At 42.7% G+C, this 25,056-nt stretch carries 12 protein-coding genes; 10 read left to right on the top strand and 2 right to left on the bottom strand.

The window, feature by feature from the left end; translation table 11 throughout:
- Positions 1 to 9: 9 nt before the first annotated feature.
- Positions 10 to 1,602 (bottom strand): hypothetical protein, encoded by a 1,593-nt coding sequence (locus BLQ87_RS13180; protein WP_074607374.1) that lies wholly within the window; start codon positions 1,600 to 1,602, stop codon positions 10 to 12.
- A 563-nt stretch (positions 1,603 to 2,165) separates the two neighbouring features.
- On the opposite strand from BLQ87_RS13180, the gene BLQ87_RS13170 reads away from it, so the two are divergent.
- The 5 genes from BLQ87_RS13170 to BLQ87_RS34255 all read left to right on the top strand — a co-directional run bounded on the left by BLQ87_RS13170 (position 2,166) and on the right by BLQ87_RS34255 (position 7,054).
- Complete coding sequence (locus tag BLQ87_RS13170; protein ID WP_083361842.1) at positions 2,166 to 3,785, top strand: AAA family ATPase; 1,620 nt, start codon at positions 2,166 to 2,168, stop codon at positions 3,783 to 3,785.
- 3 nt (positions 3,786 to 3,788) lie between these two features.
- Entirely contained in the window at positions 3,789 to 4,445 is a 657-nt protein-coding gene (locus BLQ87_RS13165; protein WP_074607373.1) for a hypothetical protein, read from the top strand.
- Between the two features lie 9 nt (positions 4,446 to 4,454).
- Positions 4,455 to 5,519 (top strand): DUF262 domain-containing protein, encoded by a 1,065-nt coding sequence (locus tag BLQ87_RS13160; RefSeq protein ID WP_074607372.1) that lies wholly within the window; start codon positions 4,455 to 4,457, stop codon positions 5,517 to 5,519.
- 1 nt (position 5,520) lies between these two features.
- Entirely contained in the window at positions 5,521 to 6,492 is a 972-nt protein-coding gene (locus BLQ87_RS13155) for a nucleotidyltransferase family protein (protein ID WP_083361841.1), read from the top strand.
- Positions 6,493 to 6,835: 343 nt separating this feature from the next.
- Positions 6,836 to 7,054 carry a SymE family type I addiction module toxin gene (locus BLQ87_RS34255; protein ID WP_074607369.1) on the top strand — a complete coding sequence of 73 codons (219 nt, stop codon included), beginning with the start codon at positions 6,836 to 6,838 and terminating at the stop codon, positions 7,052 to 7,054.
- Positions 7,055 to 7,157: 103 nt separating this feature from the next.
- Here BLQ87_RS34255 and BLQ87_RS13145 read toward each other — a convergent pair whose 3' ends face one another.
- Positions 7,158 to 7,685, bottom strand: a complete 528-nt coding sequence (locus BLQ87_RS13145) for a hypothetical protein (protein WP_074607367.1) — start codon at positions 7,683 to 7,685, stop codon at positions 7,158 to 7,160.
- Between the two features lie 449 nt (positions 7,686 to 8,134).
- Between BLQ87_RS13145 and BLQ87_RS13135 the strand changes: the two genes are divergently transcribed.
- From BLQ87_RS13135 to BLQ87_RS13115, 5 genes are read left to right on the top strand one after another with little or no spacing between them, the layout of a single operon-like run.
- Positions 8,135 to 8,482 (top strand): hypothetical protein, encoded by a 348-nt coding sequence (locus tag BLQ87_RS13135; RefSeq protein ID WP_074607363.1) that lies wholly within the window; start codon positions 8,135 to 8,137, stop codon positions 8,480 to 8,482.
- A gap of 17 nt (positions 8,483 to 8,499) precedes the next feature.
- Positions 8,500 to 8,904, top strand: a complete 405-nt coding sequence (locus BLQ87_RS13130; protein ID WP_143010433.1) for a hypothetical protein — start codon at positions 8,500 to 8,502, stop codon at positions 8,902 to 8,904.
- A gap of 31 nt (positions 8,905 to 8,935) precedes the next feature.
- Positions 8,936 to 12,649 carry a hypothetical protein gene (locus tag BLQ87_RS13125; RefSeq protein ID WP_074607359.1) on the top strand — a complete coding sequence of 1,238 codons (3,714 nt, stop codon included), beginning with the start codon at positions 8,936 to 8,938 and terminating at the stop codon, positions 12,647 to 12,649.
- A 31-nt stretch (positions 12,650 to 12,680) separates the two neighbouring features.
- Entirely contained in the window at positions 12,681 to 14,018 is a 1,338-nt protein-coding gene (locus BLQ87_RS13120; RefSeq protein ID WP_074607357.1) for an exonuclease/endonuclease/phosphatase family protein, read from the top strand.
- Between the two features lie 20 nt (positions 14,019 to 14,038).
- Positions 14,039 to 24,958: a LysM peptidoglycan-binding domain-containing protein gene (locus tag BLQ87_RS13115; RefSeq protein ID WP_074607355.1), complete on the top strand. Its 10,920-nt coding sequence runs from the start codon at positions 14,039 to 14,041 to the stop codon at positions 24,956 to 24,958.
- Positions 24,959 to 25,056: the final 98 nt, after the last annotated feature.

Genomic DNA, 25,056 nt, shown 5'->3' with positions numbered 1-25,056 from the left:
CGAGCTTTACTAACTTTTCTGGTCTCTTAGTATGATTTTCTTCCCCTGATAATACGGTGATTCCCGCAAGCGGTGTATTATTGAAGCCTTAAGTTCCATTTTTTTGTAGAGCGAGGTTAAAGAGATCAAAAGTTCTTTAATAGCACCGCGGACGCTATCATCAAATAGCGGTCCCATAAGTGATAGTAGTATCTCACCCTTGCCTATGTTACCGTGGCAAATCACTCCATCTCGTGAAATATTAATCTTTACCTCATTTGATCCCTCAGTATCCAATAGCATAAAATTACAGAACGAATTTTCTGAAAACTCGACTATAAACTCCCTTATAGTCATCGGTTTGCCTTTTTGAGACAAAAAAGGAATGTCAATCTTTTTAAGGTTCTCTGATAGAACAAAAGAAGCGATTGGATCTTCTCTTTGGTATTTTTTTTTGCTATGGCTAATCTTTGTAAAAGGAAGTAACGAGGATAATTTTATTGCTTGGGTTGCTGCCTCAAAATGAGATGAATCAATTTCTGCCACTTGATAAAGCTCATCTGAAAAAAGGCAGTACTCCACGCGTAAGTGCGTCGAGCGAGAATAATACCATAGATTGTATAACAATGTAATAGACTCAACCGCCTGTTTATCAAAGTCACTATAACTGTCCATATCCCTCACAACCAAAATCGCCTTTTTTGTACTCACTTTTAAATCCAATATCTCAAAACCCTTAGAATTGATTGGCACGGTAAAATCTAGTAGCATCACCTCCTCCCGAAGCATCGGATGCTCGATTTTGTAAGTTCTAATCTGCTCAAGATTGTCGAAAATGAAAAATGTATGGGATAGCTTCAGTATAGAAAAGATATTTATCGCCCTTATCATTACATCTGCCAGCTCATCCCTAGATAGTTCAAACTCATAATTTCCACCATCTTTCTTGCACCAGCAGAAGATCCGTCCACCGTCCAGCCTTGAGTTATGGTGATAGGCAATGTTTCGCCACTGACTAATCCTGATCCCGTGTACCCCGATGATCAACAACTCATCCATGATTTTGGTATTCAAGAGCTCATCAACCAATATGCCTAGATCTTTTCCTTCGATCTCAGAAAAGGAAATAGTCTTTCTTGACCTTATCCTATTGATCTGTACTAAAACCCGTAAATAAGGTTTGATCATACCCTCAATAACCTGTCCAATCACCTTTAGAGATTCTTCCAGGAAATCCTCTATTTGCAATGTCTTATAATTTAACTGATTATTGTGTAAGCTCCAAAATCTAGTCAACACCTGTAATAATCTTGGATTCTGTTCAGCAGTCTGCAAGAGACAACTCTCCTCATCACGGTCTTTGGCCTCATTATAAAATTTCAATAACGAAAAAATCGAATCGGTGACATGAGGGTCTTTGGCCTCTAGGGAAAGGAATGCTAACCAATCCGTCGCCAATGTAGTCATGGAATATTTTTTCAGGATATTTTGATCACTAAAAAAAGGAGAGAGACTGTCCAGTATAGAGGCCTGGATATCCTCGGCGGTCATCCCGAACTTGTAAAAATGGGAGAGGGGATCAATCTTTTGGAGTTTCTTAAGTTTTCGCTTATGACTTTTCATATAATAGAGCGCTTATTGCCATAAAGATATTAAATCCTAAACGAGTCTCATCTCATAAGGTACCGAAAAGCCACGTCATAAAAAAACAAATTGTTAAGGATGCATAGCACACATTCCGGAATGAGGCAATATCTTGTAGAGACAAATGGCTCAATTCATAGATTGATAGAAAATAAGAATTATATAATAGTTAGAAGATTCAGTACAAAGGATGATAACCGCCGGTTAACTGCTGCGTCCAACCTTAGCAATCTTCCTAGGACATGGTAGGTATCGAGAACCATCTTAAAATATACATCACCCTAGTGGATTGATATCAAAGATAAATACTGTAGGCCTGTCGGCGCTTTTGAATAGCAGACTTTTCGATCTTTACTTTCGCACCTTTAATGGTAACATAAATGTTAGCGCGACAGAGCTGAGAAGTTTTCCACTTCCGGGGTTAATGTTGATTTCAACACTCGGTCAACGTATCATTAACTGCGAAAATGACAGAGTGGAATACGATATTGATAAAATGATTTCTGAAATATTTAATTTAACCTTAGATTTATCTTTTACATATGGATAAGATACAAGAAGCACAGGATATTCTTAAGGCATTTAAATTGCCAGAGCAGCAGCAGAATAAAGTTTCAGCACTTTCCCTACTTGCATTATGTGATATAAAACCAGGTGATGATTGGGGAAAGGCTAGACGGTCGAATAAAATACTTTCGACTGACCTGATGGAATTTGTCAATCAGTATTATTTTGGCTATAAACCTGGTTCAAGAGAATTGTTCAAGACTCAGGCACTTAATTCTTTCGTCGAGCATGGAATTGCAGAAATGAATCCCGATGATCCTGATCTCCCACCTCGGAGTCGAAAGACAAATTATGCCATCTCAACGTTAGCACTTTCAACCATCAGAAAATTTCAGACGGAGGAGTGGGAGGTAGCTTTAGATAATTATCTTAAATATCGTAAATCAATACACGCCGGTCCTACTCCAGAAATATATATTAACAAATTATTAATCAATAGTTATAAGTCGATTCTGAATGACCAGATAGAGCTTGGTAGATTCAACGTATTTATCGGTGCAAATGGTTGTGGCAAAACAAATATTTTAGAAGCGCTTGCAACGGTTGGTGCTGAACGTGTAAACGATGTTACTTACGAGGGGCTTTATAGTAGGGGAGTCAGAGTTGCCAGACCAGACCTTATTCTGAGTTCCTTTTTAAATGATGATCAGCAAAACAGTATTGAGATTGCATTGCAGATTGATAATGATGGACAAGTTGAGACACATAAGTGCTCCCTGACTCCAGACAATCTAAATGATATCTATACTCGGTGGATAAACTTAGCAGAGGATGAAGATTACGGAAATATCATTCTTGATCGATTTCAGGAACTTACTAAATCAAATCCTGGACTATCGGGCCGAGATCTCTTGGACAAACTAAATGAAACTATAATCGAAAAGCCATTGCGTAAAACAAATAGTTTCGATAATCTGCTTTCTGAATACGCAATATTTGACCTCAGTACAAAATCCCTCAGGGGGATTACCCCAGCTGAAAGCAAGAAAACACCTCTGGGGATTAATGGTGAAGGACTAGATCTATTAATTGCTACTTTTAACAAGACAGAGCGCTTACAATTAAATAATGGTATCAAGTTTTTTGACTGGCTCGGAGAGATCATCGCGGATCGAGAGGATAAGTTCAAGCTTAGTGGCCTTAAACCCGCAAGAAGCAAGAGTACACTTTATTTCCGTGACAAGTATATGAGAAATGAAAACAATGTGTTCTCAGCTGAGAATTCCAACGAGGGCATACTTCACGTACTATTTTATTTAGCACTATTCATCAGTACAAAGACTCCTAAGCTTTTTGCCATCGATAACATTGAAACGGCTCTGAACCCACTGTTATGTCGTACGCTTATACCTGAGCTGGTTAAGCTTTCTAAAGATACTAAAAGGCAGGTGCTCATTACCACGCATAACCCCGCTATATTAGACGGACTCAACTTACTAGATGATGAACAACGTCTATTTGAAGTGTTTAGGGACTTGGATGGAAGGACTAGAACAAGACGGATCAATTTCAAAAAAGATCTGTCCGATAAAAAATTCAAACTGTCAGAGCTTTGGCTGAAAGGCGTAATGGGCGCGATACCAAAACCTTTTTAACATATGAGGATCGGTATAATATCAGAAGGACATGCAGATAGGGCAGTTATTACTAATATTTTATGTGGACATATTCCCATGGAAAGAGGTGATATCATTGCGTTAAGGCCATCATTAATTACAGATGAGACAGACAAAGTACATAGAGCGGCCGAAACTTTTTCTTCATGGACAGTGGTAAAAACTGAATGTGAGGAAAGACAGCTTGTTGACGCATTCCTTGCATTCGAAGGACAAGATTATATTGTGATCCACATTGACACTGCGGAGGCTGACGAATATGGTGTTAAACGGCCTGAAAAGACTGAAACCTATTGTGAAGAGCTTTATTCCTTGGTTAGGGCTGAAATGGATAACTGGCTTGGCGAGGAGGATAGTGATAATATCTTATATGCTATTGCCATCGAGGAGATAGAGGCATGGTTGCTAACAATGTTTGTTGCGAGAGACACTGCTAAAATAGGGGATCCAAAAAAACAATTTGATAGATTACTGGGGAAGTATGAGATAGATACTACGAGTAATTATGAGAATTTTCTAAAGATAGGCAAACCATTATCCAAGGAAAAAGAGATAAAAAAAGGGAAATATTTAAACTACAACTGTAGCCTTCGGGCATTTTTTGAAGAGATAGATGCAAAAATCATCTCAAAAATTTAATTTAATTTAATGAAAAGACAACCAACGCCTCAACATCTTACATGGTTTTTGGATATGTACAGAAATGGGCAACTAGTACTTAACCCACCTTATCAACGAAAAAGTGTCTGGGCCCCAAAAGATCGTGCATTCTTTCTAGATACCATCTTTAGAAACTATCCAGCCCCACCTGTATTTGTACATCGTGAGATTGACGATAAAGGATATACTACATTTAACGTCGTTGATGGTAAACAGCGGCTAGAAACCATTATAATGTTTGCTGAGAATAAAATTTCGATTAGCAAAACCTTTGGAGATGAAAATATAAATGGTAAGAAATTCAAGGATATTCCAATTGAATATAGAAGGAAGTTCTGGGATTATGTCTTGGTAGTTGACTTCATTGAAAGTATAGAGGGTACTAACATTGATGAAGTTTTTGATAGGGTAAACAGAAATTCAAAGAACCTTCAACCTCAGGAACTTAGACATGCGCGTTTTGATGGGTGGTTCATACTGGAATCCGAGAAAGAAAGTGAACAGGAATTTTGGTGGAAATTGAAGGTGAGTACGAAAGCTCGAGATAAGCGCATGCGTAATGTTCAGTTTATTTCGGAATTATTAGCAGTCCTTTTGGAGAATGACATACATGGCTTTAGCCATGAATATCTAGATGAAATATATGCAAAATATGACAGTCCGGAGGAAACTGAAGACTTTCCAGATACTGAACTTTTTGACCAACGGAAAGAACGGATAAAAACTATAATTACAGAGATGAATGAAGTGAATTCTTGTATCGATCTCTATTGTCAGACTTCCAATAATATCTATAGCCTTTGGGCATTTCTTGCTCTCAATGAGTCCGATCTTCCAGATGTAGCCACCATCGCGAATAAATATCTTCACTTTATGGTAGGTGTACAGCATGAGATTGAGTATCCAACGCGGGCTGAAAAGCCAATGACGGTTACTATAGAGGAAGGCCGAAATTTAGCGCAAGAAAATATCTACTTAGTAAATTCAAAAGGCGCCTCTACCGATTATCCCCAGCGACTCAATCGGATCACAGCACTTAAATCAATTCTTTAAAATGAAAGTAATTCAGTCCATTGAATCAGCATATGAATTTCAAAAGGAATTGAATATAGTGCTGAAAAATCGAGTTGATGAAATTATGGGACTGTTGCGCAGAGATAACATTTCTTGGCACTATTTCAGCCGTATCAAACAGCTAGAGAGTTTTGCTTTAAAATTGGAAACAGGTAGATTTGAACAACCAACTAAGTTAGAGGACTTTTTCGCGTGTACCTTAGTGGTTGAGAATCTGGATCAGATCAATAGAGCAAAGACACTTTTGGCAACACGTTTTGAAATTGTCTCTCAAAAACCAAAGGAATCCGCTCAGACCCACAAGTCTCCCTTTTCTTTTGAGTTTGATGACTTAAGGATTTATGTGAAATTGAAAAGCCCAGAATATTTGCCGCCTGAGCCGATTGAGGATATTATTTTCGAAATTCAGATAAAGACTTTCCTACAACACGCATGGGGATTAGCTACACATGACCTTATCTACAAAGCAGATGAGATTAATTGGTCGAAAGAAAGAGTTGCTTTTCAGATCAAGGCCATGCTCGAACAGGCGGAGGTAGCAATAAGTGGTATCAATGGGTTGGTGATGCTTCCTGAAATTCTAAAGGAAAGCCATGAAACCACCTCACTCAAAGAGATCATGCACTTCTATAAAGTGAATTTTAAAGATGAGGAACTCCCAAGAGATGTGGTTAGGCTATGCAAAAATACGCACTCACTTTTACAGGCACTTAGGCTTAACTCAACTGATCTCGCCAATATTCTGAGTACTGAAACCAGTTTGGGAAAGGGGACAAATCTTAGGAATTTATCGCCTTATTTACTTATTGTGCAGTCAATCATAAACCAAAGAAAATTGCTGGTTGAACGATTCTTTAGTGGAAAGAAACAGCGATTCAAGGTTCTTGTTCCGAAAGAACTAAGTTTAGATGGGATTAAGATAGGGGCTGGAGAGAATATGGTTAAATTGTAATCACGTGCGCCAAATATTGTAAAATCAAATCATTAAAACTGACTGATCATTATTGAGGCTTGTTCTCAGTTTCGCTATCCCTGAATACGCTAAATGTATATCGCATAAAGTGTATATTAAACTGTTAGTTTCTTAAAAGTCATTATTGTTAATAAATATTATCTTAATATTTAAATTAAATTCCTTTTTAGTCTGTATATTAGACCTGCGATTAATGAATATACTATGCTAATATTGAACGAAATAATTAAAATCATAGCCTGGTGGAGGTTGGGTGAAAGTCCCGAACATTTCAGTGTATTTGTTACTCGCGGCACCATCAGGCTCCTTAAAAACTATATTTATGCGAGTAGCAAAAAAGAACAAAGTCAGAACTCAAAAAGTCGTTAGGTCACTAAAAGTCCAACCACAAATCCGTTTCAATCGTAACAGCAGAACCATCTATCCTCAAATCATACTCTCTGGAAATTGGTTGAATAGTTTAGGTTTTGCTCCCAATTCACATGTATGGATAACCACTAGTAACAGGAAACTAGTCATTATACCGATGAGTTATCGCTGATGAAATTAATTCCAGGATATATCTTTATGAACTAAAACCTCATAGAGATATATCCTAAATAATAAAAATTTATCCACCTTTGATATATGTAATTAGTTGTGTTTTATTGAACAGGGACAGCAACTGGTAGCTCATCTGACGGGATGTGCCTATATATTGCTCCATTATCTAAATCCTTCAAATGGCTCAGTTGTTTGTTTTTATCATAGATAATTTTTAAAGACATGGTTTTCTCCCCCTTGAGTATTACAACGCCATTTAAAATTTCTGCATCGTAGTAACCAACCCTGGTGATCATCTTCGGAATTTTGCTTTCCAAAACAGCCTTACCTGGCTTTGTTTTTTTTAGTGTCAATGGCTGCAGGCTATAATCACCATTAACTTCGGTCTGTCCGTAAGTAAGCTTAATCAATTCTTTAAAAACGGTGCCAGGTTTAAGGGTTGTATCTGCATTCATTTTCCATTGGAATAAAATCGGTAATGCGTATTGCTGCAGTGACAGTGTATCCCTGGAAAATTCTATCATACCTGATTTGGGCAGGGGAGGTGGAATAGGCCTTGTTTTTTTCTTTTGACTGTAGCCGCTGAAGTGAAGGCACATCAAAGCTAAAAAAATGACTAAGTTTCTCATGGTTAATTTTTAGGTGTTCCCAATGGCAAAGTAGCGGTAAATGTTCATATTTTAAAATTGATGACTTAGATATAGGTAAAAATACCTGTTTTTAAAAAAAGAGGATTTCTACCTACAAAAATTCTTTTTTATTTCCATAACTTTATGATAGATCTAAGGAGAATAACAACTCATTAGAAGTATTAACGCATAAATCTCAAAAAATGAAAACGCCTCTCTCAGCCATTTTTCATGATGGTGATTCTATTTTCGCTTTTTCTCAGACATTCATTAAAGCAGTTTGTCCGGTTTTTTCCGGATCAGCTAAAGGCCTTTGCAAGGAGCAGATGCTGGCAAGCTTTTATTTGTCATTTGTTTTTAACGGTTTTTTATGCGGGCCAATACGCCAAAAATGCGCCTATTACAAATAAAACCAATCATAAAACATTTAAAACTTAAAAACAATCATCATGGCAAATCCAACAATCAACCAGAATGGTACTGCAACCATTACACCTTCACAGAATTGTACAATTACAACTTCTAACGGAGCTTCGAGTACCATTAACACGGTAAATACTTCAAATTCAAATAACCTCATGGTGGTTATTTCCGGTGTGCCTACATCACCAGGTGTAGCTGTATTTGTGAATGGTCAACCTTCTCCATATTTAAATGGCCTGTTTACGATTCCTGCAAATTCACCTGGATTTGCAGTTGTTATATTCGGTAACCTGTTGGGAGCTGTGATCACGATCCAGAACAACACCAGTACAGCGGTGCCTGCAAGCGCTTCAATTACCTGTGTAACTGCTTAAGTATTAAACTTTAGTAGTTGAACTTTTCAAGAAAGACGGTAAAAGGAGGAGTATGTATCCTTGTTTTCTTTCTGACGATGTTGAGTTGGACCCTGGTATCAAGTCAGAGTCCAACAAAACAACAACAGAAAACAATTACGCTATTGCCCTTTCAATACACTCAACTGAAGACCAATAATGGTACATCTTGTGTGTATTATATGCGAAATGCAAGCCTTTCCAATATTGCAGTCGCCGTGAATACCGGAGCACCCGATTCCATTAAATACGACAATGGGTCACTTTTTAACGGTATTCATAGATTAGCACCAGGGCAACAAATCATTGTAGTTGGAGACTTTAAAGGAAAACAGCTGAATACCATTAACCTGTCTGCACAAAATGTAGCAATTACCACGATGCTCTTTTGTCCTGGTCATTGATTTTTAATTATCCCTATTAAATCAACCTATTTTGAGCCAGATCACCAGTGGCGTTACTTTTAGTAATGCAAAATTCGGAGGAGGAAGTTTATATGTTGCCGAAGCACAAGGCAGCGAATTTGCCGCGGTATTGTTACCTGCTGGCTCAACATATACAGAAAGCCTCATTGATTTGCCCACTGCTTTTCAGCAGCAGGTATATTTCCTTTTTAGCAGGGTAGAACTGTCGAATACCGTCGCCAGCGACTACCAAAAGTATCTATCGACCTTTAGAACAGGGACAGGCATCGCAGGTTATCTCGGCCTCGCCTGGATTCTGGATACGACTTTACCGCTTTCTACCAGCAATACTACCGTCATCAATCTGGTTCAATACACCCCGGGAAGTAGTTTTGTGGTGGCGATAACCACCAATCTCTCTATCGGGAACAATTTCGCCACTTTAAACATAGACAATAATACCGTTGTGTTCTACAGTCCGCTGGATGCACCAACAAACCTGGAATTTGCCTTTAACAACAGGTATCCGAACATCAGTTTCGCAAATAAAACCATTGGCACCCAATCCCTTTTCAACAGCAATATGACCATTCCATTTGGTGTTGCCGGGACCGGAAGTTTCAGGTTTTCCCTTGGATTCAATCTCAAAATGGATTTCCAGGGATATGGACTTCAAAATAACTATTACTACCTCAGTGGCAGTGCATTGAACGTTTTTACGTATCCAATACTTAAGCCAGGTAGTAATGTGAATGAATATGCAATCACACAGGCTCAGATAGACTTGCTGGACATCGGCAATGCTGCTCAGCTCAACACTTATTTTGCCCTTACCGGTAAAATATATAACAGCGATTCAGGCAATAACAGGGCCGCTATATTCCCAAGTTACAACGCCATTAACACGGGATATCCCATTGGATTGGTCCCTTTTATAGATTTAGTAGTAACGACTGAACTGATCAATAATCTATATCCGACCACCAATACGGCGAGGTTTGTCATTTCTCCATCGCCCCGTAATGCAAAAGATCAGGTGTATTATATGGTTCCTGAAGGGGATTTTTACCTCGACATGAGTGCCAGTCCGACTGCCATTCCTGATGAGAACGGGCAGTTTGATTTTCTGCCAGGGCTTTCAGGTACAGAGGTGATCACTTTCAGTCCATATGTGAATACCGGGGGAAACCCCGTTGGGGATCGGTTAAGGTTTATTAGTCGCCAGCCCGCATATGCACCCAATTTCCCAAGTGAACCGGTTTCTTTGGCGCAACCGGGCACAGACAACCCGGTGCTGACTTCGGAATACCTGACTTCCTGGGCCAATATTGTTTCTTCCAGTACAGCAAATGTCCAATATGCCTGTCAGCCGCAAGGCGCTTCCTTATATGCAAAAGGACATGGGATTGCTTCGGAAGACAGCAATTCCAGTTTTCTTGGCTTTTTTGAGCCCTCAGTTGATATGCCTCAAAATGACAGTTTTTATGTACCTATGGTTCCATACCTGGGAATTCCGGCAATTTTGCCTCCCGGAACCGGTGATATTAAGTCCTTTGAATCGAAAGTGCTGAGTGCCGAAAGGAAAACCAAGATTACAAACAGCTTTTCAGCGCCCAATGCCAGTAAAAGCAGGGCCAAAAGGGCAATGCTTTCTGCCGGGGCTAATGGCTCAGAAGGTTATACGCCATCAACTACTCCGCAAGGCCTGGTGGCCAATGTGATGGATACGGGGAGCTGGAGCTTGCTCAACCTCGCTCAGAATACTGTAGACGAAAACCCAGCTGCACATTGGTATGTGAGTCCTGTTGGTCAGGTTCCTGATCCTGCACCTGAATATCAGCTGAGCTTTATCAACCTGAGTTCGGAACTGCAATCTGCCTTTCTCACCAATCAGCAATTTGTGGTGATGACGAATAATCAATACCTGGGCACCTTGTTTTCTACGATCCAGGATCAGGAGGGAGGCACAAGCGCAGAGGCGATCTTCAACAACAAAATGTCGATTGAAGACTGGCCATTTGATTTTAATGTAGGCACCAAAAATACTTACGCCGATTACAACAACGTACTCCTTTTTAAATTTTGTCAGGGGACGGTGTTGGATAGGGTGAAGAACCCGAAAGACTGGACGCAGGCCAATGCTTTCAATATTGCTCCGGATGCCTTAGATGGCTCCTATACTCAATTGGTTGCCATTTCTTCCTGGCTGCAAAGTTACCTGCAATCTGCCGAAGACGCTTATTACGCTGCTGCAAATGGAGCACAAAGCGCTGATGAAGTGAATTATTATGAAAAATTCCACCAGATCATTAACGATCCCAACTGGAATGGCATCCTTGCCCTGAAAGCGGACATCAATCTGCAGGAATTCCCGCAGCAGTTAAAAGGGCTGATCAGCGGAATCAATCTTAAAAATTTCAATGCACACCATGTGGGCGTAGAGGTAAACAGGGTAGATGCAACCGGTACGATTACCATGGGACCAGTCAGTTCTATTTTCGGGCTGATCAATTACATCGATCCGGCTTATGGGGTACAGGTGGCACAAGGATTAAGTGTAGACAAGCCGATTCCGCCTTTGGTGAATGCCACCTATGATTTTAAAGTACTTTCCTTACAGGTATTGTTCGAGAATACGGCCATTAAAAGCTTCTCCAGCAAGATCCAGCTCACGATGAACAACCTGTTTGCCGACAAGGTAGCCTATACCAATAACCCATACGGTGCGGCAAAACTCAATACGGTGGTGCTGAATGGTACCTATCAGGATCACAATGGAACAGCGGTATATGTGTTTGACAATAAAGATGATAACCTGTTTTACTTTGACAGTAACTTACTGCAAAATGTAGAGATTACCAAAATACAATTCAATACCTTAACCACTGATCCTTTAGCGGTTGATATTGAAACACGCTTTTTGATGTGGGGATTCCTGAATTTTGGCGTGATCAGTTGTGTGCCACCCCAACCACCGCCACCTCCGGTAGTGGATCCGGATACCTTAACGCCCTATGTTTTCGACGCCTGGTCTTTTGGAACCAGAGATGACGACGATGCAGATTATCAAAAAGGGCTGAGTTATGCGGATCTCTATATTGAGATGGGCTTTAATCTGAATAATCCTTCAGTAGTGAGTTATGCTTTTGATGCGAGTCAGATTTCTTTTAACTCTTCGCAAAGCAATACCCGGGACAGTAGTTTATATCCAAATTTCGCTTTGTCGATCTCTAAATTAATGAGTGGTAATGAAGATTCATTGCCTTCCAGTCAGGGTTTCCTGACCCTTGGTTTACCTGGGGTAAATGCGAATGGGCTTTCCGGCGACTGGTATGGCTTGCAGATGAACCTTAACCTGGGAAGTCCGGGGGAACTGGCAGGCAACCTGGGATTCAATGCCAGCCTTTTACTCGCCTGGAGCCCGGGGGAACAAAAAGACTCCAACAAGTACAATATCCTCATCGGCATAAAATTACCGGGTACTTCCAGCAATGCGAAATTGCTCAGTATCCAGGGCCTGTTAAAATTAACCATCGACAAGCTGCGCCTGCAATACATCCCGGCTACGAGTATCGATGCCCAGGGTTCTTACCTGCTTACTTTATCGAACATCGCCTTGAAATTCCTGGGAATATTGAAGCTTCCACCAGGTGGCAGCACAAATTTCCTGCTTTTTGGGAATCCAAAGAAGGGCGCTACCTCCAGCAGTCTGGGATGGTATGCCTCCTATAATAAAACGCCTTAATCAATCAGAATGTAGCCAAAAGAAATACTTTATGACAAAAATACTGTATTGGAACATAGAAAAATTTTCGATCAATAAGATCAACGATCCTAGTACGAAAAGAAAAGATAGATCCCTCCCCAGTGGTATAGTTGCCTCAGGGAACCGTAGTGATTTGATTTTAAATGTGATGCAGGCAAATGCGCCGGATATCTTTGTGATCATTGAGACGACAACTGGTGCTGGTGCAGAGGGTACTTTAATCAACACAGGAGGTAGTCAGGCGGCATTGGATTTGTTGCAAAAAATACGCGCCAAATTTGGAGTAACCTGGATGTTGGTTCCTCCTTTAATTATTGGTCAAAGCACTTTAAAAGAGGGGGTTTGCGTATTTTTTAACAGTAGCAGCAATCTGTTTTTTACGGGTCCTTTTGGCTGGGAAGGTGGAGTTAATCCGGCAAATGTAATAGGAGGCGGTGCTACTGTTGCCTATGCTGCGCCCTGGGATACCGCTTTACCTGCCGGCAAAACCCCAACAACGGCTGGGATTATTAATGGTGGACTGCGACAAAATCAACTTGCCGGACAATGGCTATATGATGATGGGGCTGCACCTGCGGTAAAACTGGAATTTCCGAGCGCTGGTGAACGTCCGCCTTACCTGACCACATTCTGGGATGCCGGCAGCAATAGAAATATAAAATTGCTGGCTTATCATGCCCCTCCACCAGAAACGAAAATCTCTGCTGCAGGGGTCGATTCCTTAAGCAAGATCAGAGAAATCACCACCCTGCTTGGGGCGCAGGATGATGTGATCATCATGGGTGATTTTAATGTCAATCTATCAGAAAAAGTTTTGGCAGATGAGGCTTATGATACCCTTATTGCTGATAGTTATACCAGGCAGATTAACCCTACTGCAGCATCCGGTTTCCCTGATCAGGGGTATATCTGTACCACTTTGTATGGTACTTCCGGAAAGAATAAAGCAGAGCCTACGGATACCAGGGGATATCCCGCATATGGATATATGACGCAAAACAGTTACGACAATATGCTGACCCGTTATGGGGATGCAGTGAGGGTGCCGGTTTCAAGTAAGATCACGATCGTGAACCTGGTTGCAGGTTCTCCTTATACTAAACCGACTACACCTGCTTATGCCGGTGCAAAAGGAACGTTGGTTTATACTACTGCAATGGAAACGGATCGCACAGCTGCAGATCCTTTAGCACCAGTTGCCTTGCTGTTACCTCCAGATCCAGCACCCAATGGGAACGGTGGATATGCGCCAAACACAAAAGGTGTCGGACCAAAATTCCGGGAGTGGGAGAACTATGGTGTGGTAAGAAGCACCAGCGACCACATGGCCTTAATTATTGACTTTTAGTTTTTTTAAGAGATACTATTATGAGTTTACAACCACTTGCCGACGAATTTAAGCAACAAGCCAGCCAGAATAACGGTAACATCACGGTGAATGCAGCTTCATTTACCAAAGCAGGACTTAGTGTCCCTGCAGATTTAGACCTTATGCTGACTGCCGGTTATCAGCTTGCTGCAAACAGCAGTCTGTTAATTGACACCAGTGGTACCACCATAAATGACCCGGTAGGGAATACCCTGACGATTACAGGGGTGGCCAGTGTGCTACAGGTGGAGGCTTCCAATACGGCAGTTTCCTTTGTCGTTACTGATGACGGCCTGGGAAATGTACAATTTGTAATTGTCATCACCTTAAGTAGCTGGACTTTTGCCACAAGCTGGCCATTTATGGTAGGCGGTATTTATAGCGATTTACCTTATACTCATCCAACCTTTATTTTTTCATCAGCGCCTCAAAGCCAATATGTATGGCAGCAAAACGAGATCAGCCTGGTGGCAGGTCAAAACTTTGCCGGTCTGATTCAGCTCACCGGAATACTTGCGCCCCTCGTAAATTTCCTGATTGGCTGGATTAATGGTAAGCAGATCGCCTTATCAGGCAAGCTCGATCCATCAAAGGTAAATAATGATACCATTCTTTATCCGGAGATGGATTTAAAGGTGGAACTGGATGTGCAGGTGATTCCCTTTAGCTTTCTGACGGTGAAAAGCCCGGCGATAGGCTTTAAAATTGAAACGGTAGCCGATACAGAAATTGCATCCAGGATGATTGCGCTCGATGGAGCTGGATCCACGCTTGCGCTTTATGAAGAAGAAGCCGAAGAAGATGGTGATATCGTACAGCTATCCAGTCTTTATTTTGAATTGCAGCTTTTATTGGGAACAACCATCCAGATGGATTTCAGTACCAGCGTAACGCCTGGTCAGAACACTTATTTCCTTGGTGTAACTCCTGATCCCTCCACACCCCTGACACCGCTGAACCTGTTTTCTTTGATGGCAGGCAATAACTGGTTTACCATTTTGCCACCTACACTGCAACAGTATTTGAATGCAATTGCCTTTAAAGGTTTTGCAACTACGGTGAGCTTCAACAATGGTTTTACTATTGAAAGCGCTTCGGCAACAGTAGGTTCTACGCAGCCATGGGTGTTGTTCGAAAATTTTATCATCAATGAATTTGATGTGACCTGGCTGATCATCGGACCAGGACCAGGTCAGATCAACTCGCAACTGATCCACCTGACTGCCAATGTGGATTTCTTCCCAACCATATTTCAAGGCGGATTTGATGTGGAAATTACTTCCGACCTTACTTTATCCGCTTCATTCGAAGGTTCTGTAACCTTTAATGATTTAATTAAGGCGATTACCAAAGGAGCCATAGATATCCCTTCAAGCCTGCTGCTGGTAGAGTTTACCAGCTTTGGGATGGCGATGGACATCAACAATAAGTATTATGAGTTCTATGCCAATACCAATATCAACCTTAATTTCATCACCAATATTTCCGTTACCAATGGTAGCCTGAAAATCACTTCTTCTACGCCAACCAGCGGCGCAGGCGAAAGCGTGTTTACCGCTGCAGTGAATGGTTTGTTTGCGATAGGAGTCCTGCAGCTCAATGTGGATGTGAACTACAGCTCTGCAGCTGCCGGTGGATGGAACCTGAGCATTGCCATGCCTGCGGGGAAAACCCTGGATCTCGGCGCACTGATCAAACAATTGTTTAATAACATTGATTTGCCGGATAGCTTCCTGCCAGACTACCTTAAAATCACCCAGTTCTCCCTGGTGTCTTATGTGCCAAATGCGGCCACAGGAACGAGTACTTATGAGGTGAAAACAGCGATTGTCTGGAAATTCCTCTTCCCGATCATCAATCAGCCGATTAATATCCTTGCTAATATACGCTTGAAATATACAAGTACGCCTTCCGCAACCGGCCCTGCGGTAACCACTTACGAGGGTGCCATTGCCGGAACCGTGACCTTGGAGTATTTCAATGCAGAGGTGAATATTGGCTACGACTTTTCAAAAAATAATCAATTGCTCTCGATCCAGTGGGAGGGATTCATCACCGAATATAACGTTACTGATGCCTCAAAAACCATCACTTTCCGCATTGAAAAATGGTCTGTAGGCAGCCTGATTACCTCATTTATGAAAATGATGGGGGATCCTACTTTTGAACTGGATTCGCCATGGGATTTACTGAACGACCTGAGCCTGGACGGCTTCTCTGTGACCTATAATCTGGATACAAAAGACATCAAGGTAAACTACAAATTCGGAAAGAGCCTCAATTTGATATTTATTACCATCAATGGCATCAGCCTGACCAAAAATTCGACCGGTGTATTCATTGCATTTGATGGATCATCGCCGGTTCCTGGTGTGAACGACAGTAATTTGTTTAAACCAGAGAAAGGCGGACAGGACATTAACAAAATGCCTGAAGTTCCGGGACAGGGTTCAGAGTATTTCGGACTTTACCTGCTGGCCATGGGACAACACGTGGAGCTGACCAACAGTGCTTCTTATCAATCGATTAAAGAGGTGACCGATGCCATGCAAAAGGCATTTACGGAACCGGAACCGGGAACTATTCCGATAGGACCAGGCTCTGGCAATACGCTGCTTAATTTTAATGAAGACAGCAATTGGCTGATCGCCACCAGTTTCGGGGTGTTAAATGTAGGCACCAAGGATAAACCGGTCTGGACCGTGGACGCGCAGATTGTGTTCAACGACCCGAACCTGTATGGTCTCCGCATTGCCTTAAGTGGTGATAAAGCGAAAGTGCTGAAAGGACTCGTATTTGAGATCATGTATAAAAAGATCTCCGATTCTATTGGAGTATACCAGATGGACCTGACGCTGCCGGATGCATTGCGCAACCTGCAATTTGGGGCAGTGAACATTACCCTTCCCTGCATCAGCCTGGAAATCTATACCAATGGCGATTTTAAAGTCGACATCGGGTTTCCGTACAATATGGATTTTTCAAGGTCCTTTACCCTTCAGGCCATTGTGCCGCCGGGAATCCCTGCCATGGGTTCAGGTGGGTTCTATTTTGGCAAACTGAGCAGTGCCACCACCAATTTGGTGCCTGCAACGAGCTATGGTAACTTTAATCCGGTACTGGTATTTGGAATAGGGTTACAGGTTGGGGTTGGCTATAGTGTTAATTATGGTCTCCTGAGTGCAGGTTTCAGCCTCACCTTATTTGGCATCATTGAAGGGGTAATTGCCAGTTATCATCCCTATCAGGGTACATTGGCAGGGCAGGAGCAAAACCTGCAGACGGTCGAAACTTCTTACTACTATTACCTGAAAGGTACGGTGGGGATCATTGGTAAATTATATGGTTCTATCGACTTTGGAATTATCTCTGCCAGTGTAAATATTACGATCACGATTTACGTACAGGCGATCTTTGAAGCCTATAACAAAATACCACTAGCCATTGTGGCTACTGTTGACGTCAGGGTTTCTGCAAGTCTGAACCTGGGTTTCTTCAAAGTGACCATTCATTTCAGCTTCAATGCAACGATCAGACAAGACCTGACCATCGGCACAGACAATCGTGCGGCTGCACCATGGAACAAAGACCTGACTGCAGCATCAGCGGCATCAGCGCTTGCGATGCCACAGTATAGGATGATGACCAGTAAAGCTGGCAGGCCAAGGCTTCAGTTTAACACCATGCTGGCCACTACATCTGATGATGTATTGCCAACACTTAATTTATACTTTGTACCGCACCTAACGGTTTCTGCGCCTAAAGGAAGTAGCAATCTGAACAGTCAGCAGGCACAATATGTAGCTACGTTGTTCATTGATGCACCGGATCCGAATGGTCCGAGTGATGGCACGACTTCATTTGAACGGTTGAGCAGTGATTTCTTCCGCTGGTTGGTGGCCAATTATATAGATCCGAATGCAGGTCTGACTACACGTGCGGAAATTGACGCACAGGGCATTTCAAAACTGGATCTGGACAATTTAATTGCGTTGCTGTCTAACGAAGGCAATCCTTTCCCGATTCCTACAGCTGATATCCTGACCTTCCTGCAAAGTTCATTTGCGGCAGTTAACCTTCAGAATTTGGGTGAAGATCTTGCTTCTGCGGCAATTTTCCCGATGTTCTATGACCTGAGTTTAAATGTTCCTGGTATTCCATTGAGCATTGATTTCAGCCAATACAATATGGCGACTGCCGAGTATCTTGAGGAGGTGAAGAAATGGTTTGCTGAACTGGAAGTGAGCGTTTCCGAAGAAAGTAATGCGGCGCCACAGGCGAAAATGATGGACGGCACAGAGCCAAGCTATAGCATGTCGACCTTTGTTTTTGAAGATTACTTTGTGTTGATCGGAAAACAACTCGCCGGATATGGATCTGATGCGATGAACAATTTTACTTACCAAATTGACAGTGCAGATGATAAAGTGGCGGTGGATCGCAGTTTGCAGACCATGACGACATGGGCAAACGGCCTTACGGCAAATGGTTATTCCAACCATGTGGTCTTGCAGGACATTGCTGTGGCCAACCAAAATCATCCGATTACTGCTGGAGTTTCCCTTCAGATCACAGGGCATATGCACCTGATTGCGAGTGGTGATACCTTTAGTTCTGTGGCGATGCTGTATGCGGTTACCTCAGCGATGCTGATCGTTCAGAACGGTACAGTACCAGGTTTACTCGCGCCGGGACAGGTTGTGAAGTACAATGGTAATTCTTATACTGTAAAAGCAGGAGATACGCTACAAGCAGTAGCAGCCGGGTTAAATACGACGCTGGCCTTACTTTCTGCAGACCTGGTATTCCAGGAAACAGCGGTAACGCAGCCTGGAGGATGGTTGATTATTGGTGCGGTAGTTTATACGGCTAAAAACGAGGATACCTTTACTTCAGTAGTAACCAACATTTATAAAAATGTGGATGTTGCCGGACTATTGATGCAAAACCAGGTGACACCGGGCTTGTTCATCGCCGGGAATACTTTTGTTTATAATTCGGAACCGTATATCATTGTGCCGGGAGATACCCTGGCCAGTATGGCGGAGAACCTTACCGTGTCAACTAAAACTACGGTTACTCCGGAAATTCTGGCTGCAGATCCTGTGGTACAGTCGCTGAATATTCAACCCCTTGGACAACTGTTAATTCCGCCGTTTAACTACAGTGCTGTTATTTTTGACGATCCGGCCCAGGCTGATACTTTGCTTAACCTTTCTGTGACTTACAGCACTACTGTGGCATTGATGGCTTCCAATTATTCAAATCAGATCATCACTGACCTGTTTTACAATGGAGATGGGTACAGCAGTGCCAATATTCCGGGATTAGAGATTCTGGATGTGAGCAGTATTCTGGCTTATTTCACAGAAAATGGTTGCTACGGACAATTGTCTGGTATGGCATCCAGGTATCAGCTGCATGGCATGCGTTTGCCTACTGATTTACCGGGACTGACCTTGTCGGCAGGATCACCATGTCCGACAGACAGTGATTGCGCCCTGTTCTCTTTAACCGGACAGGAGTTTGTATTGCCTGCAGATGTGGCCAAAGGCTTTGAGATTCAGCTGATCAATTCTTCGCTGAGCTGGCTTCAGATTGATGGAAAATCTATAAATGACCCGGGAGGAAATATGCTTTCCGTGATACTGGATGATCCGGATATTGCGCAGATCAGTACGTTGCTGAATTATGCGCAGCAGACGGGGATCCAACCAGAGGTGCTTTCATTGACGCCAATGAAACCTTACGATTTATTGCCATTACAATATACCTTCCAGACCGTTACCAAATGGCAGTCGTCCGGAAAAGTAGTCTTGCCGTATGGCAGCATGGGCAACCAGAACGATATCTCTCCATTGATCTGGATGTTCCCTTCAGGAATGCTTGCCCAGCTGGCCTTGCCAAAACTGGCGGGATCGATGTTTGGTGTTCAGATTGGACAATACAATGATGCCAAAGGCCTGATGGATTACCGTTCTTCTTCTTATTACGGCTGGAATACCATGGTAGAGATCGATCTGAAAAGATTGACAGGAGAATCCACCGCTGTGGTGAATGCGTATACTTACGAGTTGATGGGTGCCGATGAGGCTGGTGCAACGATCTTACAAAGATTGCTTCAAGCGCTGGATCCGAATTCCGGCAACAACAACCAAGGTATGGTCACTGATATTCAGTGGTTGTATGAAGCCGATGGCGGATTGATGTCGGTAGGCATGGACAGCATGAAATCATTTATTGTGCAGGCCAACCTTTCTACGGAAACGAATCCTTCCAATCAGGCGATGAAAATGGCAATGTTGGCGATTGAAGAAACAACTTTAGACACCGGAATCCTGAACAGCACCTACGATTTTATCCGTTTGTTATGGGAATGCAGCATTACCCGTTCAGGAGGTTATTACTTACTTTACAACGAGATTGAAGGTAATAAAGGTTTCCCGGACAGCATATTTGGTAAAGGGGATACTGCTACCATCCGCCTGATGGTGAGTTATAGCGATGTCTTTGCCAATAAGCCGGGCAATTACATGAACTGTGCGGTGACGGGAGATAAAATTGATGTTTCTTCTTGTGTGGTTTATGCGGAAAGTGCGGAGCAAAAAGGACTGACCGTTTATGCGCAAAATACCCTGGATACCCCATTAGTTATCAGTTCGAGGTATAATATCCTGCTCAGTGAGTTTGCAGCAATCAATGCCAGTGTGGTCTTAAACACCAGTATAGCACCGATACCGGTGATTACGTTTAGCGGATTGGTGTATGAGGTAGGCAGGATCAGTACGGTGAACAATCTGGCAACGATTTCGGCCTATTACAGTGTAAGCGCGACAGATCTTCAGGCTTTAAATCCGCAGATCGCCGATTGGAACAATTTAGCATTGTGGCAATTGGTCAATATTCCTGTGCTGAATTACACGGTTAGCAGCGCTGCCGGAACCCCGGGAAATACTTTTGGAAGCATTGCCGCTTATTACTTTATAGACATGTCGGTATTGGGATGGGCGGTCCGTAATGTGACCAATTTCTTCGGTACGAGTACACCGTTGACCATCAATGACCAGATTTTACACAAGGTATCCAATGTGCCACAAGGAGCGGCTTCATTTGAGCTTAACCGTACCAATCCTGTGTTACCGGAGGGTTATAAAGTGACAGATCCGGATTATGCGAAAATATACCTGGACAATTTGTACAACCTGCTCAGCTACAACGTGATTGAGAACGCTGATTTTGGGCCTAGTGAAATTGGATTGCCAGCTGGTCCGGTGACTTCTCAGAGTCAGGATCAGCTGTTAGGAAAAGCGGAAGCGACACCAATAGAAGATGAATTATGGGTGTATAATCCGGTGATTCCATTGGCGCAATTTGCCAAACCGAACGCATATATGGAGCTTCCTCTGGAAAATCCAGTGGGTTATCCGGCAGGTTATCCTCAAAAAGAGGACAACCCTTATCTGGGTATTGGCGGACAGGCACAGGTGCATTTTGACTGGGTAGATTACTATGGCAACAACACGATTACGCCATTTAGTGACCCAAGTCTGGATCCGCAAACGCCATTGAACAATCCACCGGTGCAGATTGCTTATACGGATGAGTTAAAAGGATTGGGTAAATGGCCGAGTCTGGAGATGAGTTATCTGTTTGATAATGATAACAATACTGGCGCTGAGCTGGCTTTAAACTTTAACTTCAATTCCCAAAGGTATGTGCCGCTGGATGTCCCTGCTGATCAGCAGCAAGACTGGAAAGCAAATGCCAAAAACGACCTGATCATTTATACGAATATTTATTACCAGATCACGCAGTTGAGTCCTAAGGATGGGCACAATACGCTAAGCATCAACCTGAGCACTTCGCTGACTCCGAATAAGGATTATGCGATTGCCGGAACGCAGTTTAACCAGTTGCTTCAGTTTGTAAAAGACGCTTATACTTATCTACTGGCCAGATCAAATGAGCAGGACGCAACGCCTCCGGTGATGAGTCCTATTGTGAATCCGATCAATCCGGCTGATATTGATACGGCATCCATTTTACTGTTAACGGTTGATGTGGAATTTGCCAGGGATCTCGACTTTGTAAACAATGACTTTAAGGATAGCAGCCTGGTAACGAACTCGGTTACTGCGGTGAGGCCTCAAACGATCATTGCGCTAAAAGAGACTGATCCAAGCACGCCATCAGGTACTCAGGATGCGCAAACGAGTCCGAATGGCCTGAATGAATTTGCCGCGAAATTTGAGCTGGCTTTCAGCAATCCGGGTGTTTATCAATTGAAAATTGCGATTGGTACCAATCCGGATCAGGCAGGAAGCAGCAGCAATCAGGCGGTATATGTGGTCCGTATGGGCCAGGAGGAAGGACAGGGAATCTATTGGTCGGCTTCAGAAGCTTGTTTCTATCAGCTGACGCCTCAATCTATTGAAAACCTGGATACCAAAGGTAAGGTGCCTACAGAAGTGACGGATAAATTAACACCATTACTGAATGTGGTCTATGACAACCGGACAGATTTTGATGTACAGCTGAAAACGGTACTTACTGCGGCAGAATTTGAGCAGTATCACTATACGATTTATGTGTACAGTTTGCTTCCGGTATTTTATGCACCTAAACCATTAAATACCAGTCTGGTTTCTAAAAACGGAGTGCCGATTCAGAAATATGTAACCGGTAAAGGGTTGGTAGACAGTTCTGTAGAATTGAAGAATTTTGCAGGGATTGATATGGACAACTGGGCTGCGCAGTCACTCAATGTGATTGATGTATTCCTGACTTCAGATTTCTCCGTGCCGGGATTCCTGGTCGACCAACTCAAAGCAGCTGATGAAAAGGTCTGGTTGGGCGAGCAGCAGATTGATGCCGATACTTTTGTGGAAGCGATTACCAATGCGAAGAAGAGCCTTGCGGATACGATTTCCAATGAAATTGAATCTGTTTTAACCGCTCCGGTGATTAGTGATGATCCGGAGAGCCTGGCGAATGCGAAAGAACAGTTTAAACAGCAATTGCTGAATCAGCTGGGAAATGCGTACAATGTGAGTGCTTTGGTACAGACGAAAGTGACTGCGACCTCTGATTTTACAGGTTTTGCCAATAATACCACGCCTCCAAGGTTGTATGGTGTTCCTATGGTAGATAATCCTGCATTCCAGGGGGTATCCTCGTTAAAACAGGACATGGTGACGCTGGATGATAATCTGAAAAGCATGTACAGTATTTCTACTGCTAAAGTGCAGCTGAATGCGAAAGGTGCAAGTTCTGAGGATTCTTATTTAACGTTTAGCTTCTCTACCAAGAATGCGAAAGAATACAGCAGCGTGGAGCTCAACCTTTCTTATGTGGTGACGCATATAGAGTTTCAAATCAGTGATGTTCCTGGAATTGAAGGGTATAAAGGCTCTAACTGGCTGACCTTTATTATTCCAGCCGATGTGAACACTCCGGTAAGTCCGGGGTCAGATCTTCAGGTCTTACAACAAAACCTGGGGCTGGTAGATATTCCCATCGTGCTGCGTAATTATCCAACTCCGCCAACGCTGACCACTCAGACCGGAACTCCGGTTGATGTTTCGGGAGATACGGAAAACGCGAAGTTAGAGAAGGCTTCGCAATGGGATTATACTTATTCTTACACGGAAGATCAGGCTGCACAAGACCGGATATTCTCTGAGATTGAGTTCAACACGATACCTTCGCCTCAGGCAAGAATGATGGTCGGTGCTTCGCGTGATCTGTTTAATGATATGGCACAACTGGTGACGGTATGGCCGCAGATATTGGATGATTTTAACAAATACCTTACTGCGATTACTGCTGCTTCTACTTCTGCAGATCCTAATCTGGACGATGCATATTACGCATTGCAGGCCTTAGTGACCTTAACGAATAATCTGGCAATTGCCTGGAATGATTATACGAGTGTAGTTTTAACCGCCGGTGGTGATACCGATACGAAACGTGCCTTTGATTTCATGATCGTTCAAACGGATGATAAGGACAATGATAACCGTTTACTGGTTACTATTGTACCTCAGGATGAGATCTCTGAGCAGGATATATTGAACTATACCGGAAATAATCAGGATATCGCGGTGACGCTGCCAAATATGCCTGTGGTGAGTATCCCTGACTATACGACTGTTCCGGCAACGGATGAGAGTGGTAAGTTGATTCCTAATGCGTATTGGTATCAAACGACAGGTGAAAACCCGGTTTATCTGTCCTGGATAGATTCCTTGTCGGTCTCTTCAAGAAAAGTGAATGTAAATGAGTTGAATATTTTAGAGTTCCAGTATGCCTGGGCTGGATTGTCGATCATCAGAAATGAAGATCTGATCCCGTACAACCCTACAAATCCTCAATTTATATACCGTAGTCCATTGGTGAAGTTCTCTAATAAGCTGGTGCCGATCCTGAACAATGATTATCTCTTTGACATTGCAGAGCTGATGGCGGTACCAACGGTACCACATTCGCTAGGGGAGTTGCTGGCTAATTTCTTTGCGGTGTTTTTTGCGAAGGATGAACTCGATCAGCAGCTGATTAAATTGAGTGCGACCTGGAACTATCCGATATTGCAGAGTGAGTCGATCCAGACGGACCCATTGGTATTACCGGCAGCGATCCAATTGCCAATATTGCTGGCACCGCCGTTTAATTTTGCCATCCCGGCAGATTTTACGATTCCGGCGGGAGGTTGTTCGGCTACGGTAAGTCCGACAGATTCCTTCGTATGTAAGTTATCTGCGGCGATCAAGACCTGGTATGAGCAGAATAATCCTACTACAGCCAATGCCTGGATTCAATTGGACGTGTCTGTTTTCTCTTCATTAACGGAGGTTAAACTGCCATTGATTGAATTGAAGAACATCATTTTATTTTATAGCGATATTAATGATTTGAGCTAAACCGGGCTTGTTTTATAGGAAGTACCTCTCCCTTGCTGATGCAGGGGAGAGGTATTGTTTCCATGATATATTTATTGGTCTTCCAATTCAGCAATTCT

It is taken from the genome of Pedobacter steynii, from assembly GCF_900103665.1.
GTDB classification, from domain to species: domain Bacteria; phylum Bacteroidota; class Bacteroidia; order Sphingobacteriales; family Sphingobacteriaceae; genus Pedobacter; species Pedobacter steynii.
Note: the sequence above shows the minus strand (reverse complement) of the source record. Positions and strands in the feature narration are given on the sequence as shown.